This window comes from Pseudomonas ekonensis, from assembly GCF_019145435.1.
GTDB classification, from domain to species: Bacteria; Pseudomonadota; Gammaproteobacteria; order Pseudomonadales; family Pseudomonadaceae; genus Aquipseudomonas; species Aquipseudomonas ekonensis.
The window spans coordinates 2,373,978-2,390,208 of sequence record NZ_JAHSTS010000002.1 but is presented as its reverse complement, the minus strand read 5'-3'; the positions used below and the strand labels follow the sequence as shown (position 1 = coordinate 2,390,208).

Genomic DNA, 16,231 nt, shown 5'->3' with positions numbered 1-16,231 from the left:
AGCCTAGAGGACTCAACCTGCGAAGTTTTCGATTTTGATCTGCCCGTCGGGAAATGTGGCGATGATTTCGAGCTCGCCGCCCATTGCGCGGATGTAGTTGCGCAAGGTGCTGATGTACATGTCGGTCCGACGTTCCATTTTCGAGATCGCCGCCTGATTGACGTGCAGTGTTTCGGCAAGCGTCGCCTGGCTCAAGGCTCTGGCCTGCCGCAACTCGTTGAGAGGCATTTCCTTGATGTGTTGTTCGTAGATCGATTCGGCGCGTGCCCGGGCTTCGGGTGTCATGCGCGCTTCGAGTTCGGCAAATTTCTTAGCCATCGTGATAACCCTCTTTGCGCAATGTATCGAGATGCTCGTCGTACAGTCGATCGGCGAGCGGGACATTGACTTCATACCAGCGATCCTGACCGGTTTTGTCTCCGCCGATCAACAGCAATGCGCAGCGCCGCGGGTCAAATGCATACAGGATGCGGTAGGGCCGTCCGGCATGTTGAATCCGCAACTCGCGCAGATGGCCATGTCGTGATCCATTGATGGCGCTGCTGTGCGGGAAGCGCAGGCCCGGCCCGAACTGGCCCAGCAGTTTGACGCTTGCGGCCACAGAGCTCTGCTCGCTTTCCGTGAGGCCGTCCCACCAATTGCCGAACTCGTCGGTGTATTCGATTTCCCAATTCATGGGAGGCAAATATAAGCGTCATGGAATATTCCATAAAGGTTATATTTTCGATGGGTCGACCATAGTCTGTTTCATGAGATTACGCCAATCGTTGTCGCAATGATGGCCTTTCGCTTGACGCTAAACCCCGCTGTCGTAGACTCCGCACATCCGACAGGGAGTAGCGGTCATGCAGCGTTTTCGTGGTTGGGTTCTCGGAATGTCCCTTGCAGCGAGTGCAGTTCAGGCGCAACCCCCCGCGCCAGACGATCCGCTGCTGGAAAACGGTGTGGCCGCCCAGGCTGCCGCCAGTGGCAGCGAGGCCCGCGGCGTGCTGCGCGCCCGCGATCAGGCGGTGCTGGCCAGCGAGCTGTCAGGGCGCATCGTCGAGCTGCCGTTCAGCGAGGGCGAGTCCTTCAAGAAGGGCGATACCCTGGCGCGCTTCGACTGTTCGGCCTACCAGGCCCAGCTCAACGCGGCGCAGGCCGCCAGCCGCGGCGCCGGCGAAGAGCTGGCGCACAACCGGCAACTGGCGGCGCTCAATTCCGTCGGGCGGTTCGAGGTGGCGCGGGCCGAGGCCAAAGTCAGCGAGACCCAGGCGCAGTCCCAGGTGTACCAGGTGCAGGTCAAGCGCTGCAACGTGATCGCACCGTTCGACGGGCAAGTGGTGGAGCGCAAGGTGCAGCGCTACGAGAGCGTGCCGGCGGGCGCGCCGCTGCTGGATGTGGTCGACAACCGCACCCTGGAGATCCACCTGCTGGTGCCGTCGCGCTGGATGGCCCGGCTCAAGCCCGGCCAGACCTTCAGCTTCGTCCCCGATGAGACCGGCAAGCCGATCGATGCCACGGTCAAGCGCCTCGGCGCGCGGATCGACGAGGGCAGCCAGACCCTGCTGCTGGTGGCCACGTTGCCGAACTCGAGCGGCCTGCTCGCCGGCATGAGCGGCACCGCACGCTTCGCGGAGCTCAATTGAACGCCCCGGCGGGGGGCGGCGCCGAGCAGGTGTTCGCCCGGTTCCTTGACCTCGAACGGCAGATCCGCGCAGCCCGCGACGTCCCGCAGTTGGCCTACGGCCTGGTCAATGACGGGCAGTCGCTGTTCGGCTATCGCCACGCGGCGCTGTTGATCGCCGGCAAGGTGCAGGCCGTGACCGGGGTCAGTGCGGTGGAGCCGAACGCGCCGTTCGTGGCGTTCGTCGAACAGGCCGTGGCGCAGTTGTTCAAGCAAGGTGTGCTGAAGCAGGCGCGGGTGATCGCGCCGCAGATGGTCAGCGAGCCGGTGCGGGCCGACTGGCAGAGCCTGTCGGCGCTGCAGGTGTTCTGGCTGCCGCTGGTCGACCGTCACGGCGAGGTGTTCGGCGGTTTGTGGCTGGCCCGGGACGTGCCGTGGAACCCCTCCGAGCAAGTTCTGCTGTCGCAACTGGGCGACACTTGCAGCCATGCCTGGCTGGCCTTGCAGCCGCGCAAGCCGTGGCGGTTGCGCTGGACGCGCAAGCGTCAGGCGGCGCTGGCGGCGGTGGTGCTGCTCGGCCTGTTGGTGCCGGTGCGCCAGTCGGTGCTGGCGCCTGCCGAAGTGGTGCCGCTGGGCGGCCGTGTGGTCGCCGCGCCGCTGGACGGGGTGATCGCCGAATTCCGGGTCAAGCCCAACCAGAGCGTGAAGGCCGGCGACCTGCTGCTGCGTTTCGACAGCACGACCCTCAAGGCCCAGGCCGACGTCGCCGAGCGCGCCCTGGGCGTCGCCGAAGCCGAACTCAAATCCAATTCCCAGCGTTCGTTCGCCGATGCCGAGTCCAGCTCCCGGGTGGATCTGCTGGCGGCCCGGGTCGAGCAGAAGCGCGCCGAGCGCGATTACGCCCGCGAACTGCTCAACCGCAGCGAAGTGCGCGCCGAGCGCGACGGCATCGCCGTGTTCGCCGACGCCGAACGCTGGACCGGCAAACCGGTGCAGACCGGCGAACGGCTGATGGAGATCGCCGACCCGAGCCAGGCCGAGCTGCGCATCGAACTGGCGGTGGGCGACGCCATCGCGCTGGAGCCCGGCGCGCAGATTTCGCTGTTTCTCGACAGCGACCCGCTGCAACGCCATCTCGCGACCCTCGAACGCTCGGCCTACGAGGCGCAGCCCACCGCCGGCGGCCAACTGGCCTATCGGCTGGATGCCGGCTTCACCGAAGCGCCGCCGCGCATCGGCTTGCGCGGCACGGCGAAGATCTTTGGCGAGCGCGCACCGCTGGCGCTGTACCTGCTGCGCCGGCCCCTGGCGGGCCTGCGCCAGAGCGTGGGTCTGTAAATGATCCTGCCGAGCCTGCGCGCCGACCTGCAACTGTCGCCCGCGGCGCCGGCCCTGGACGGTTCGCCGCGCTGGACACTGGCGGATCCGGTGAGCGGCCGCTACTTCAAGCTCGGCGCCGCGGCGATGCGCCTGCTGCGCCACTGGGCGCTGGGCGACGCCGAGCAAGTGCTGCGGGCGGCCAACCGTGAGCCCGGCCTGGCCCTGGACGGCGCCGAGCTTGAGCAACTGCTGACCTTCCTGCGCAGCCACGACCTGATCAGCGCCGTCGACGACCAGCAGCGCGCCAGCTATCGGCTCAAGGCGTTGGCGCGGCGCCAGAGCCTGTGGCAGATCCTGCTTCACCAATACCTGTTCTTCCGCATTCCGCTGTGGCGCCCGGATGCGTTCCTCAACCGCGCTTGGCCGTGGCTGGAGCGTTTCGGCCCCAGGCTTCTGCGCTATGGCCTGCCGGCGACCCTGGGGCTCGGGGTGTTTCTGGTGTCGCGGGACTGGCAGCGTTTTGTCGGGACGTTTCCGCACCTGTTCAGCCTGGGCGGGGCGATCGCGTTCGGCGTGTCGCTGTTCTTCGCCAAGCTCTGCCACGAGTTCGGCCATGCGTTCATGGCCAAGCGCGCCGGCTGCCGGGTGCAGAGCATGGGCGTGGCGTTCATGGTGCTGCTGCCGATGTTCTACACCGACGTCAGCGATGCCTGGCGGGTCAACGACCGGCGCGCCCGGCTGCTGATCGGCGCCGGCGGCGTGCTGGCCGAGCTGCTGCTGGCCTGCCTGGCGTTGCTGGCCTGGTCGCTGTTGCCCGACGGGCCGGGCCGCACAGCGGCGTTCATGCTGGCCAGCGCGACGTGGATCACCACGCTTGCGGTCAACCTCAACCCGTTCATGCGCTTTGACGGCTATTTTCTGCTCAGCGACCTGTGGGAAGTGGACAACCTGCAGGGCCGGGCGTTTGCCCTGTGCCGCTGGCGCCTGCGCGAGTTTCTGTTCGGCTACGGTGCTCCTGCGCCGGAGCCTTGGTCGCCGGCGATGCAGCGGCGTTTGCTGATCTGGGGGTACGGTTCGTGGCTATGGCGTGCGGCGTTGTTTTTCGGGATCGCGCTGGCGGTCTATCACCTGTTCTTCAAGGTGTTGGGGATCTTCCTGATGCTGGTGGAACTGGTGTGGTTCATCTTCTTGCCGATCATGCGTGAGTGGCGCCAGTGGTGGAGCCGTCGCGAACAGGCCCACGGCCCGCGGGTGCTGCTCAGCGGCCTGGCGGTGCTCGGACTGTTGCTGCTGCTGACCGTGCCTTGGCGCAGCGCCGTGGAACTGCCGGTGATGCTGGAGGGTGGTCGCGCCAGCGCCTTGCATGCGCCGGTGGCTGCGCGGGTCAAGGCGGTGAAGGTGCGGGACGGGCAACAGGTGGCGCAGGGCGATGTGCTGATCGAACTGGAGTCGTCGGACCTGGATTCGCGCCAGGCCATCGTGCGCAAGGAAATCCAGATCCAGCAATTGCTGATGCGCCGTCAGGCCGGACGCAGCGAAACCGCCGCCGACGCCGGCATCGTCGAACAGCGGCTGGCCGAGGCCGTGGCCGACTACCGCGGCTTGAGCGCCCAGCGCGAGCGCCTGCTGCTGCGCGCACCCCATGCCGGCACCGTGCGCGACCTGCTGCCGAACCTGGCGCCCGGCCGCTGGCTGTCCACCAAGGACGCGCTGGCCCGGGTGGTCGAGGACGGCACGCGCCTGCGCGGCTATCTGGCGGAGGCCGAGTTGTGGCGGGTCAAGCCCGGCGCCACCGGGCGGTTCATCGCCGACGATCCGATGCACCCGGCGATCGCCGTGCGGCTGGACGAAATCGACACCAACGGCGTGGCTTATGTCGATCAGGAGGCGCTGACGTCCGATCATCACGGGCCGATCGCCGTGCGCCGCGACGTGCAGCAGCGGGCCGAGCCGGTGCAGGCGCAGTACGGCGCGCGCCTGGAGGCGCTGGATCGGCTGCCGATGCCGGCGCAGCCGTTGCGCGGCGTGGCGGTGCTGCAGGGCAGCGGCGAGTCGCTGCTGGGGGTGGCCTGGCGCCGGCTGGCGGCGTTGGGGGTCAGGGAAAGCGGTTTCTAGGAGGGCACGACGATGGCGGACAACACGAATGTCGCGGCGGACGGTCTGGTGGTGCGGCCGTCGCGGCCCACCGACGGGCCGTTCCTGCACAGCCTTTACCAGTCGGCGCGGCCAGACCTGCAATGGATCGACGGCGAGCAGGAGTTCGTCCGGCAGATCGTCGGCCAGCAGTTCCGGGCGCAGGAACAGGGCATGGGCGAACACTACCCCAACGCCATGCACTACGTGGTCGAGAAGCTCGGCACGGCCATCGGCTCGTTGAGCACCGATTTCGGCGCCAACGAAATCCGCGTGCTGTACCTGGCCTTCATCCCCCAGGCCCGCGGCCAAGGCTACGGCCGCGCGGTGCTGCAAGGGGTGCAGAAGGCCGCGCAGCAGATCCGCTGTCCCGTGGCGACGGTGGTGTGGACCAACAACCCCCATGCGCGCCAGCACTACCTGGCGCTCGGGTTTTGCGTGGAGGAGCGCTCGCCGACGGCGGAGCGGCTGGTGTGGTATCCCCAGGGCTGAGCCTGCCGGCGGCTAGATGAACGAATCGAGGTCGAGGGTGTAGGGCGCGCCGATGGTGCGCCCGGACAGCGTGGCCAGCAGCGGGTCGTCCGCCGGGCTGTCCGGCGCCATGGCCAGCTGTTCCTGCACGAGGTTCTGCGGATGCGCCTGCCAGCGCGGCAGGCTCTCGGCCAGCCGCTGCGGGTGCCCGGCGATGGAGCCGTAGACGTCTTCGGCCTTGACCTGGCGGTAACGCAGGGTCGCGAGGCGCTGACGGGTGCTGTCCACCCGGTCGACTTCACGGCTGAGCGCATCGATCTGCTTTTGGTGAGCGCGCACGGCGCTGTCCGGCCGCCCCGTCAGTTCGTTGCGCCGCTTGCGCAACTGCCCGGTGATGCGCTGGAGCGCCGACTCGATGAGTTCGAACTCGCGGTCGGTGACCAGCGAACGCCCCGCTTCCTGCGCCTCCTGCCAACGCCGCAAGGCCGCCCAGCACGCCGGGATGTACGCCCCGGTCATCGAATGGTGCCCGCCGTCGAGCAGTTGCTTGAGCAGCGACGGCCGATCCGGCAGGCCGTGGCGCTGGCGCACCGCCATTTCGCAGGCCGCGTGCTGGGTGATGGTGTCGCAACCCGGCGCCCACAGGATCGACGACACCTGCCCTTGCCCGAACTCCACCGGCATGGCATGGCGCAGGGCACCGTGGTGGCCGTAGGCTTCACCCGTCCAGTTGGTGATGCCGGCGACGAACAGCGACAGGCCGACGGGCACATTGACGAACGTCAGCGCCGCCCCCGCGCCGTAGACATCGGCCTTGGTGTTCATCCAACTGCCGGGCACGCTGGGCACCGGGTCGTTGTGGTTGACCATGCGGTAATGCACCAGCTCGCCCGCGGCCTCGACGAAACGGCGGTCGCCGGCGCGGGGGGCGCCGTAGGTGTAGAGCTGGATGTCGTAGTTGAATCCGGCCCTTCGACGGAGCATTTCAGACAAGAGCAGAGTGATCGCGCCACCAAGGCTGTGGCCGCAGATGAGGAGTTTTTGGCCGATGTAGAACCGGTCTAGATAGGCTGTCGCAAACGTAGCGGCCTTTTGGGCCGCTTCATAGAAACCGCGATGCACGTGACCTTCGCCTTCAGTGAATGACACTTGCAGCGCATCGGCATCGCGCAGGCCATCGGGGATTTTCTCCGCGGTGCCACGAACGGCAATCAGGATCAGTTCATCGTTGTGCGTGATGAAGGCTTGGGTGTCGGTGCTGTCTTTATCACCGACATCATCTAGAAAGTGAACGCTGGCCGGATGTTCCAGTTCGCCTTCCGGAGTCGGTCGGTTCTCGGCGTAAAGGGTCGGGTCGAACGGTATGATTTCCAGCCGTCTGGAGTACGGCACATCTTCGTAGAGCGGGTAAAAGGCTGTGGTCTGTGCGCTATCGACCTTCCAGAGTTCTTCGCACTTGGCCAGCGCATCGCCGAACCAGTTGCCGACGCTGGGCTGAATCGAGAACTTTAGGGTTTGTGTATCGGCGGAAGGTATTGCGGGTTGTTGGCCGAAAGGGCTGTAGCTCAAGGTCGCCATCAATGCGAGCTGGTAAAGGTTGAGTGCGCAGAACGACGTGTCTGTAGATAGCAGGGGGCGCAATGCCCTCAGCGGACGCACTTCAAGCACCGTGTGTCGGTTCGGCATCAGTGCGGCCCCTATTTTGCCGTGCTCAAGCATGATGGCCGCGCATCCCGAGTCGAGGGGGAAATGGCGGAACACTTCCGGCGGCAGGTGCGAAACGTGCCTGACCAGATGCCGGACTTCCACCTGGAAGTAATCGCCGCCGTCAGCCAATGCGGGTCGTTCGCGCGTGCGGGTGGAGTCCGGGTTCCGGTAGCGGGTTTTTTCGGCGCGGACCTGGAGTTCGGTGATCTTGAGGGGGTAATGCGGGCGTTCCTTGATTCTTAAATAAACCGCTTCCTTTCCTTCGTAGGCTTGTTCAAACAACACTGAAACTGGTCCGGCAAAATGGTTCTCTAGCTTGCCGATGCCTTTTGCGTCCAGATGGCCCTCGTATTTCATTCCTTCCGAATCGGTAGCGATGTAGGCCAGCCCGGCGTAGGGCTCGCTCGAGCAGAACTCATCGACCAATTGAAAACTCGTCCACTTGCCTCCAGTCGGGCAAGTCAGCTTGCGGGCGCTCAAGGGGTGTTCCAGATCCAATTCCATTGATGTCATTTCGAACCTCCTTACTCGGTGCAACCCGGATAGATCGTGCAAACGCGACCGTCCGGCATTCTGAAGATGCTGAAGTCGGTGTAGTTGCCATGGCAGTAAGCCTCTTGATCTTCGTAACCGTCACCGAGGCAACGCTTCCAGCCGTTGGGCACTTTCACCCAAGTGTCTCCCCAACCCGGTCTTTCCTCCTTCGCCAACCTGACCTTCAACTTCACGGTCTTACCCTGCAATTGGTCGAGTGTGTAGGCGGAGAAGGTCTTGCCCTGTTTGCGGGCGCCTTGATCGTCGGATGTCGTGCAATCAAGGATTTTTACGATGCGCCGGTTTGTTCCTACCGTGCGAAACCACCATTCACATTGGCTGTAGATGTAGCTCTCACCCGCCGGGTTGAAGGTGTTCTTGTAGCGCTCCTCCAGCACGTCACGAATGATGACCATGCCTTCGTCACCGCTGATGTCTCCCCAATCTTTGCCGTACGCCGAATTGATTTTCAGGGCGATTTTCCTGACCACCAACGGGCAGCCCTTGACGGTCTTGCGAACAGTGATTTCAGCATCGGGCCGGTAGTCCGTCCGCCACTGGCTGTTGAACACCGGTGCCAGGTTGTCGCGTCTTTCGACGGTGCAGGTCTGGCCTCTTTCAGGGACGTAATGAACTGCCGCCACATAGGCAAACCCCGGTGGCAGGTCGGCGGTGAACGTGAAGGTGTTGGGTGGCCCCGCCCTGCATCCGGCGGCAAGTGCAAGACAACCGGTCAGTGCCGCAAAGGCCTGCAGGTGCCGGTTTTTCGGGCCGGTCGTCCCGCTTGAGGACGACCGCGGCGAAAGCTCCTTTTCCAATGACGTCATGCCGAAATCTCCTTATTCCGTGCAGCCCGGATAAATGGTGCACTGGCGTCCGTCCGGCATCTGGAATCCGCTGAAGTCCTTGTAGTTGCCGTAACAGAAGGCGTACTGATCCTCGAAGTTGTCACCCATGCAACGCTTCCAGCCTTTTGGCACTTTGACCCAGGTGTCGCCGATTGCAGGCTTCTCTTTTTCCGCCAACCTGACCTTCAACTTCACGGTCTTACCCGGCAATTGGTCGAGTGTGTAGGCGGAGAAGGTCTTGCCCTGTTTGCGGGCGCCTTGATCGTCGGATGTCGTGCAATCAAGGATTTTCACGATGCGCCGGCTTGCGCCTGCGGTGCGAAACCACCATTCGCACTGGCTGTAGATGAAGCTCTCACCCGCCGGGTTGAAGGTGTTCTTGTAGCGCTCCTCCAGCACGTCACGAATGATGACCATGCCTTCGTCACCGCTGATGTCTCCCCAATCTTTGCCGTACGCCGAATTGATTTTCAGGGCGATTTTCCTGACCACCAACGGGCAGCCCTTGACGGTCTTGCGAATGGTGATTTCAGCGTCGGGGCGGTAGTCCGTCCGCCACTGGCTGTTGAACACCGGTGCCAGGTTGTCGCGCCTTTCGACGGTGCAGGTCTGGCCTCTTTCAGGGACGTAATGAACCGCCGCGACATAGGCAAACCCCGGCGGCAGGTCGGCGGTGAACGTGAAGGTGTTGGGTTCCCCCGCTGCGCACCCCATGAGCATCGCCAGGCTGCCGCACACCCCGGCACCCCTGATCCAGAGCCTCATGACGCGTCCTCCCCTTGCCAGTGCCTCGACAACTGATCGACCCGCTCGAAGTGCTCGTCCGGGGTCTCGTCCGGCCCCGGTCGCCAGTGCGGCGCGAGTTCATGGGCCGGGGCCAGCAGGCTTTGCAGCAGGAGAAACTCCAGCCGTTGCGGGCTCGACCAACCCCAGGCCTCGGCCAGTGCCAGCCGTGCGCGCAGCCAGGTGTGCGGATCCTCCGAGCGGGCCAGGCCGGCATAGGCCTGAACGTGTCCGGCCAGCAGGAAGCGGTGGGCATTGGCCAGGCGGATGTCCAGGGTCTGCTCATCGGGCAGCGGCAGTTGCAGCCACGGCGGCGAATCCGGCACGGGGTAGGTGCCTGGCACAGGGTTGTCGACGGACTGCCAGCCCGACCCCTGCCAGTGGCACACGCTGATGGCCGGCCCCAGGTACGCCGGCAAGGCTTCGGCCGACAGGTGCGCCAGGGCCCGGGCCAGCACCCGGGCATCGTGGAAGCGGTACAGCGCCTGGTGGGGGCGGGCGCCGACGATCAGCCGCTCCTGCCAGTGCCGAACCCACCCGGGCAGCCCGCCCCGGTCCAGGCTGGCGAGCCAGCCCCAGTGGGTGTGGGGCCGGTCGAGCAAGGCGTCGAGGCGTCGGTCGTCGGGCCGCTCGAAGGTGAAGACGTAGGGGCCGGCGTCGGCCAGTTCGGCCACAACGGTTTCGCCGTAGACGCTGCGGAACTGTTCGTAGCGGCTGCTCTTGAGCCAGCGCTGGCGCATGTCGCGTTCGTTCTGCGAGTCGAGGACCAGGCACAGGAGGCGGTCGGCGCGGTGCTGTTCGTTCAGCCAGCGCAGGGCGGTGGAGTCTGTCATGCCGCCGCTCCCGGCGCCGGGCAGGCCCCGTCGCGGCAGGCTTCGCAGATCGGACAGAAATCTGCCCCCAGGCCTTTGCTGGCGGCCATCAGGCCTGGTTGCGAGGGCGCCACCAACGGCGGCAGCGGCGGGGGCGGCGCAGCGTCGGCGATGCCGTCGGGCTGCAGCGGCGGTGCGTGCAGAAAAGCGGCCGGTGCGCCGCCGGTCTGCAGGTCGGAGCTGGCCAGGATCCCGCGATGGTCGAGCAGCAGATGCTCGCCGCCGACCCTCAGGCTGATGCTTTTTTGAGCTTCCAGCACCAGATGTTCGCCGGCGCGCAGGCACAGGTGCCCGGCGGCGTCGACCGTCATGGACTCGCCGATCCGGGTGTGGCTGCCGGCGCTGACGTGCAAGTGGTCGCCGGCCTCGAGACGGGTCTTGCGGTCGCCGGTGACGGTGCGGTGTTCTTCGGCCTTCAGCATGCTGATGCTGTTGCCCCGGACGGTTTCCCGGCGTTCGTGGCCGACCTCGAGGCGGCTGTCGTTGGCCACCTCCTGGTGCAGGTCGCGCTGGGCGCGCAGGCGGATCAGTTCGTGGCCGGCGCGGTCCTCGATCATCAGTTCGCTGGAGCCGCCGTTGTCCGGCGAGCTGCGGGAGCGGAATATGCTGCGGGTCTTGTGCGCCGGCAGTTCGTAGGGCGGCGGGTTGAGGTTGTTGGTCAGGCAGCCGCTGATCACCGGGCGGTCGGGGTCGCCGTCCAGGAACGTCACCAGCACCTCCATGCCGACCCGCGGAATCACCGTGCTGCCGTGGGCCTGGCCGGCCCAGGTCTGGGCGGTGCGCAGCCAGCAGCTGCTGTGGGCGTCGTTTCGGCCTTCGCGGTCCCAGAAGAACCGCACCTTGACCCGGCCGTGACGGTCGCAGTGGATCTCCTCGCCTGGGGGGCCGGTGACCACGGCGGTCTGGGTGCAGCCGATGAGCGGTTTCGGGTGGCGCAGCGGCGGGCGGTAGACCGTGTCCCACGGCGTGGCCACGAAATGGTTGCGGTAGCCCTGGCGCAGTTCGCCTTGCCTGTCAGGGGCGGCGATGTCGCCGCCGTATTCCTCCAGCGCCTCGGGCTGCTGGCCTTCGTGGCGGATCTCGGTCAGCAGCCAAAGGTCGTTGAGGTGTGGATCAGGGTGGCCTGACAGGGACAGGAAATGCCCCGGCACCAGCGCCGGCTCGTCGCTGTCGCCGGTGCAGGGCCGGTCGTCGCTGCGGTGGCGTTCCAGGGCCCGCCGGGCGAGCAGCTTGCCGTGTTCGCGGTCGGTATGGCGGCCGGGGTATTGGTAGTCGTCCAGGCCGGGTTGGCGGCGCCCTTCCGGCAGGCGGGCGTCGGCGTCCAGCACGATGTGCGCCTTCTCGAAGTCGTAGGCGCGGCGGCTGGCGCTGTGGGGCCGGGTCGTGCGCCGGTCGTCGAAACGCTGGATCGCCGGCCGGTCGGCGACCAGGGCGCCGGGCCGCTTGAAGGGCGTCGGCCCGGCCAGCCTGGGGAACACGGTCTGATCGTCGCCGAACACCAGCAGGTGGCGGTCGCGGCTGTGGCGAAAGTGATAGTGCAGGCCGTCTTCCTCGCACAGGCGCTGGATGAAGTGCAGGTCGGATTCCTTGTACTGCACGCAGTACTCGCGGTCCGGCAATGCGCGACCGACCTGGAAGCGGTGGAGGTCGGCGTGGATGCCGTGCGCCCCGAGCACCTGCGCGATGATCCGGGGGACGCTCAGGTGCTGGAAGATCCGCTGGTTGACGCGATGGCGCAGGCTCGCCAGCCGGGGCGCCAGGGTCACGTCGTACCGGGTCAGCCGGTGGCCGATGTCGCCGCGGGCGACCTCCAGGATCTGGCCGTGGCGGCCGGAACCGGCGTTGTCGAAGGCCAGGAAGGCCTGCCGGTGCATGAGGTCGGCCAGGTCGATGTCCGGCCTCGGGCTGACCAGGCGGATCTCGAAGGCGAACGGCTGGCTGACGGACTCGGTGCCGGTGAAGGACAGCACCCGGAAATCGTGTTTAAGGTCGTCGGTCGTGAAGCGGAAACGAGCGCTGGCATCGAACATCCGTTGTTCCTTGTCCTGTGGCGGAGTCGGAACAACGTATCAAGCGGAACGGCGCAATGATGTCGGACGTTTCCCAATTCATCCGGTTGAAATGCAGGGACTACAGGGCGTTGGCGTGCGTCCTACAGTCCGTTCCTGCAAGGGGTTTCAGTTGAAGGAAATGCAGAAATAGCCCAGCTGCGGATCCCGCCCCATCGGCGGCACCCGCGACACGAAGATGTCGTCAACCCGGCCGAGTTCCGGCAGTTCGAGGGCGCACAGGCCGTCGACGAAGTCGGTCGGCTCCAGGCTGTCGAACTCCAGGCTGAACGGCATGCGTTCGCTGTGGCGCAGTTTGGCCGAGGGGATTTCCTCGTAGTGCCGGATGTGGATCGCCAAGGCCGAGCCGTCCGGCAGGTGCAGGGTGCCGGTCTGCCCCAGCAGGGCCTGGAAATGGTGGTTCTGGACCGATTGCAGCATGGTTGGGCTCCGGTGACGGAAAACGGCCGGGGGCTTGCGCCCCCGGCGTCCTTTCAGTTGCGCGACGGGAAGATGCCGTTCAGGGCGACGCTGAAGTTGAGCACCAGGAACGGGTTCATCACGCCCATCGGCTGGCTGCCGCCGGCCGGGGAGATGTCCCCGGTGACGGTGGTGGTCAGGCCTTTGAGCGGCACCGGTGTGGCGCCCTGGCCGTCGGAGTAGATGTTGGCCGAGCCCGGGCCGCCGCCGGAGGCGCCGAGGTAGGCGTTGGTGGCGCTCGGGGTGGTGGCCGGGTTGCTGGCGGGCACGGCCAGCTGCAGGGCGCTGTTGGCGGTCAGCCCGGTCATCGCGTGGGTGTGGTTGGGCATGTTGGCGATGGTGGCGGTGACGCTTTCGACGCCGGCCACTTCGCCGATGGTGCGCGGCGTGAGGCCCAGGCCGCTGCCCTGCGACATGGGCATGCGCCCCTGCAGGTTGGGCAGCGCGAAGTTGGTCTGGCCGTTGCCGCCGTAATAGGTGCCGAGCAAGGCGAACAAGGCGTTGTACTGTGAGATCGCAAGAATCTGTCCGTTGCACCAGGCCCAGTCCCGTGGCGCGAACTGGAAGGCGAACGGCTGAATCGTACCCATAAATACTTCCATGGTTCCTCATCCTTCTGTTGTGTGGTCGGCGCGCCGCGCAGCGGCCCTTGTCGCCGGGCAGGTCAGGATGATCCGCCGGTTCCTTCCCGTTGCGCGGGCAGGTCACGCCATGCCGTAGCGTAGACCCGGATTGCAGGACTTGCCGGATGTCGTCGAGGTCGCCATTGTCGGTGTCACTGGCCTAAAGTGAGCGCACGGCCAAGGGTCGACTTTTTCATTGCGGACAACCAAGGGATGTAGATGGAAGCGCGTCGCGAAACACCGCTGGGCGATACCCAGGACCCGTTCGCTGCGCCGGGGGCGCGGCTGCAGCGCTTGCTGCGCTGGGTGCGCCGTAACAGTCTGATCCCGATTCTGCTGCTGGCGGCAGCGGTACGGTTTTATGACCTGACGGCAGAGGCGATCTGGGGCGACGAAGGGTCGAGCGTGCTGCTGGCGCGTTATCCGTTGAGCGAAATCTGGCGTCATGCGGCGTTCGACGTCCATCCGCCACTGTATTTCATGTTGCTGCGCGGCTGGATCGGGCTGTTCGGCGACGGCATCTTTGCGCTGCGCTGTTTCAGCGCGCTGCCGGGGATCGCCACGGTCGGCCTGGGCATGTGGCTGGTGGACCGACTGGCCACCCGCCGGGCCGCCGTCATTGCCGGGGTGCTGCTGGCGCTGCTGCCCACCGCGGTACGTTACAGCCAGGACGTGCGCATGTACGCGCTGCTCGGGCTGTTGCTGCTGGCGGCCAATCTGGCCCTTGTCTACTGGGTCAGGCGGCCGCAGCGGCACCGCTATCTGGTGGTTTACGCGCTGCTGATGGGCGCTGCGCTCTACACCCACTATTTCGCCGTGTTCGCGGCGCTCAGCCATTGGTTGTATCTGGGGCTGGTTCGTCTGTTGCCGGGGTTTCGCCTGCGGCATGTCCAGCAACCGGGCTGGTGGCTGGCGAATCTGGGCATCGCCGTGCTGTTTCTGCCGTGGTTGCCCAGCCTGCTGGGGCTGCTGCAGCACATGGATGAACTCAAGGTCGGCGGCGATGTGGGCTGGGAAGACCCGGTCACGCTGGCCTCGCTGCCCTCGATGATCTGGGCGTGGCTGACGCAGGATGATGGTGAGCAATGGTCGTTGCCGGTGTTCGTCGGCATGCCTTTGGCCATGCTGGTACTCGTCGGCGTGGCCCTTATGCGTGATCGCACGGTCAACCACGGCAGTGTGCTGCTGGCGCTCTACACCCTGGTGCCGTTGCTGCTGGTGTTTGCCGTGTCGTTCATCACCCCGGTTTTCGTTGACCGTTACCTGATGGCCTATGCGCTGGGGCTGCCGATGCTGGCCGCGCTGGCCATCGACCGCCTGTACGGCAATGCCAGGGTGCTGGCCCTGGCGGTGCTGGTGTCGTGGATCGGGATTGAGCTGACAGGCGTGAACAACAACGCGACGGTTGACCGCGACGATCAATTCAATGTCGCGGTGGAGTTCGTCAATCAACATTTCGTCAGCGGCGACCGCATCGTCACCAGCGACATGCTGTTTTACCTCAGCTACGTCTACTACAACCGCACCGACGCGAAAATTCGCCTGTACACCCCGCCAGCCGCCGATGGCCGTTCGACACGGCCGAACGAATACGGTTTCGGCACGCTGGTGAGCGAAGATGTTTATCTCGATCGTCTGGCCGATTTACCCGACGGCAGTGATCGCATCTGGCTGATTGGTTCGCTCAACGACCCCGACGAGTACCCGCCATTGACCGCCGAATGGCAGCGTACCCGTGAAGTTCACGGTGGCGACATTTACGCGCGGCTCTATGTCCGGCCAAGTGCCGACAAACCGGGGGGATGAGCGCTTAAACGATTCACCGGCGCAGTCATTCGCGAAACGGATGCTCAAAGTCGATTTAGCTTCGATTTGATATCAAAACACCACTAGTCGAAAGGTTATTGATGGGCTACGCTCTGTCCGACAAACGGACTTAACCATTTGGTGAAGGGATGCAGCAGTTCCACTTTATCTCCGGCTTGCCGCGATCAGGTTCGACCCTTCTTTCTGCGATCCTGCTGCAGAACCCGCGCTTTCATGCCGGCATGACCAGCCCGGTGGGCGCGCTGTTCTCCGGAGTCCTGGAGCAGTGCAGCGCCGGCAGCGAGTTCGGCGCGGTGATCGACACCGACATGCGCCGCCGCCTGCTGCGCGGCCTGTTCCAGTCCTACTACGCCGACAAGGCCGACAAGCCGGTGGTGTTCGACACCAACCGCCAGTGGAGCGCCCGCCTGCCGGCGATCAACGACCTGTTCCCCAACGCCAAGGTGATCGCCTGCGTGCGTAACGTCGCCTGGGTGATGGACAGCCTGGAGCGGCTGTACCGCGCCAATCCGTTCGAGAACACCAAGCTGTTCGGCGACGCCGGGGAGCGCAACACCGTCTACAGCCGCTGCGAGACCCTGGCCCAGCGCAACCGCCTGGTGGGATTCGCCTGGGCGGCGCTCAAGGAAGCCTATTACGGCGAGCACGCCGATTCGCTGCTGATCATCGATTACGACCTGCTGACCCAGGCCCCGGAGCGGGTGCTGCGGCTGGTCTACGAGTTCATCGGCGAGCCGTGGTTCGAACACGATTTCGAGCATCTGGCCTACGACGCGCCCGAGTTCGACCAAGCCCTGGGGGTGTCCGGCCTGCACAAGGTCAAGCCCAAGGTCGCCCTGCAGTCCCGGCGCACCATCCTGCCGCCGGACCTGTTCAAGCAATACGCCGATCTGTCCTTTTGGCTCGATGGCTCAGCCAGCGCCGCCAATGTCATTCGTATGAAGTCCGACGCCGCGATCAGTTGATCGCGGCGTTTTTC

The 16,231-nt window shown here is 65.5% G+C and carries 15 protein-coding genes; 6 read left to right on the top strand and 9 right to left on the bottom strand.

Going from position 1 to position 16,231, the window contains the following annotated elements; genetic code table 11:
• Positions 1-12: 12 nt before the first annotated feature.
• Positions 13-318, bottom strand: coding sequence for an XRE family transcriptional regulator (locus KVG96_RS23835; RefSeq protein ID WP_217894204.1), 306 nt, complete (start codon positions 316-318; stop codon positions 13-15).
• Positions 311-676, bottom strand: a complete 366-nt coding sequence (locus KVG96_RS23830) for a type II toxin-antitoxin system RelE/ParE family toxin (protein WP_217894203.1) — start codon at positions 674-676, stop codon at positions 311-313. Before KVG96_RS23830 ends, KVG96_RS23835 begins: the two co-directional genes overlap by 8 nt.
• A 169-nt stretch (positions 677-845) precedes the next feature.
• Here KVG96_RS23830 and KVG96_RS23825 point away from each other — a divergent pair, with 169 nt between their 5' ends.
• Genes KVG96_RS23825 through KVG96_RS23810 form a run of 4 tightly spaced genes read left to right on the top strand, consistent with a single transcriptional unit; the run spans position 846 to position 5,551 of the window.
• Positions 846-1,628, top strand: a complete 783-nt coding sequence (locus KVG96_RS23825) for an efflux RND transporter periplasmic adaptor subunit (RefSeq protein WP_217894202.1) — start codon at positions 846-848, stop codon at positions 1,626-1,628.
• Complete coding sequence (locus tag KVG96_RS23820; protein WP_217894201.1) at positions 1,625-2,944, top strand: efflux RND transporter periplasmic adaptor subunit; 1,320 nt, start codon at positions 1,625-1,627, stop codon at positions 2,942-2,944. Before KVG96_RS23825 ends, KVG96_RS23820 begins: the two co-directional genes overlap by 4 nt.
• Positions 2,945-5,041 (top strand): site-2 protease family protein, encoded by a 2,097-nt coding sequence (locus KVG96_RS23815; RefSeq protein ID WP_217894200.1) that lies wholly within the window; start codon positions 2,945-2,947, stop codon positions 5,039-5,041.
• A 12-nt stretch (positions 5,042-5,053) separates the two neighbouring features.
• On the top strand, positions 5,054-5,551 hold the full coding sequence (locus tag KVG96_RS23810) for a GNAT family N-acetyltransferase (protein ID WP_217894199.1): 498 nt from the start codon (positions 5,054-5,056) through the stop codon (positions 5,549-5,551).
• A gap of 12 nt (positions 5,552-5,563) precedes the next feature.
• On the opposite strand, the gene KVG96_RS23805 is transcribed toward KVG96_RS23810, so the two are convergent.
• From KVG96_RS23805 to KVG96_RS23775, 7 genes are all read right to left on the bottom strand, one after another.
• On the bottom strand, positions 5,564-7,750 hold the full coding sequence (locus KVG96_RS23805) for a lipase family protein (protein ID WP_217894198.1): 2,187 nt from the start codon (positions 7,748-7,750) through the stop codon (positions 5,564-5,566).
• 11 nt (positions 7,751-7,761) lie between these two features.
• Positions 7,762-8,598, bottom strand: a complete 837-nt coding sequence (locus KVG96_RS23800) for a hypothetical protein (RefSeq protein WP_225927446.1) — start codon at positions 8,596-8,598, stop codon at positions 7,762-7,764.
• Positions 8,599-8,610: 12 nt separating this feature from the next.
• Positions 8,611-9,384 (bottom strand): hypothetical protein, encoded by a 774-nt coding sequence (locus tag KVG96_RS23795; RefSeq protein WP_217894197.1) that lies wholly within the window; start codon positions 9,382-9,384, stop codon positions 8,611-8,613.
• The gene (locus tag KVG96_RS23790; protein ID WP_217894196.1) at positions 9,381-10,235 is read right to left on the bottom strand and encodes a DUF4123 domain-containing protein; all 855 of its coding nucleotides are present in this window, start codon (positions 10,233-10,235) and stop codon (positions 9,381-9,383) included. The genes KVG96_RS23795 and KVG96_RS23790 overlap by 4 nt, the downstream gene beginning before the upstream one ends.
• Complete coding sequence (locus KVG96_RS23785; protein ID WP_217894195.1) at positions 10,232-12,304, bottom strand: type VI secretion system Vgr family protein; 2,073 nt, start codon at positions 12,302-12,304, stop codon at positions 10,232-10,234. Before KVG96_RS23785 ends, KVG96_RS23790 begins: the two co-directional genes overlap by 4 nt.
• A gap of 147 nt (positions 12,305-12,451) precedes the next feature.
• Complete coding sequence (locus KVG96_RS23780; protein WP_217894194.1) at positions 12,452-12,763, bottom strand: DUF6916 family protein; 312 nt, start codon at positions 12,761-12,763, stop codon at positions 12,452-12,454.
• Positions 12,764-12,816: 53 nt separating this feature from the next.
• Positions 12,817-13,404, bottom strand: coding sequence for a phage tail protein (locus KVG96_RS23775; protein ID WP_217894193.1), 588 nt, complete (start codon positions 13,402-13,404; stop codon positions 12,817-12,819).
• 240 nt (positions 13,405-13,644) lie between these two features.
• Between KVG96_RS23775 and KVG96_RS23770 the strand changes: the two genes are divergently transcribed.
• Positions 13,645-15,231 (top strand): glycosyltransferase family 39 protein, encoded by a 1,587-nt coding sequence (locus KVG96_RS23770; protein WP_217894192.1) that lies wholly within the window; start codon positions 13,645-13,647, stop codon positions 15,229-15,231.
• Positions 15,232-15,380: 149 nt separating this feature from the next.
• A complete protein-coding gene (locus KVG96_RS23765) occupies positions 15,381-16,217 on the top strand; it encodes a sulfotransferase family protein (protein WP_217894191.1) in 837 nt (278 codons plus the stop codon).
• The last annotated feature ends 14 nt before the right edge of the window (positions 16,218-16,231 follow it).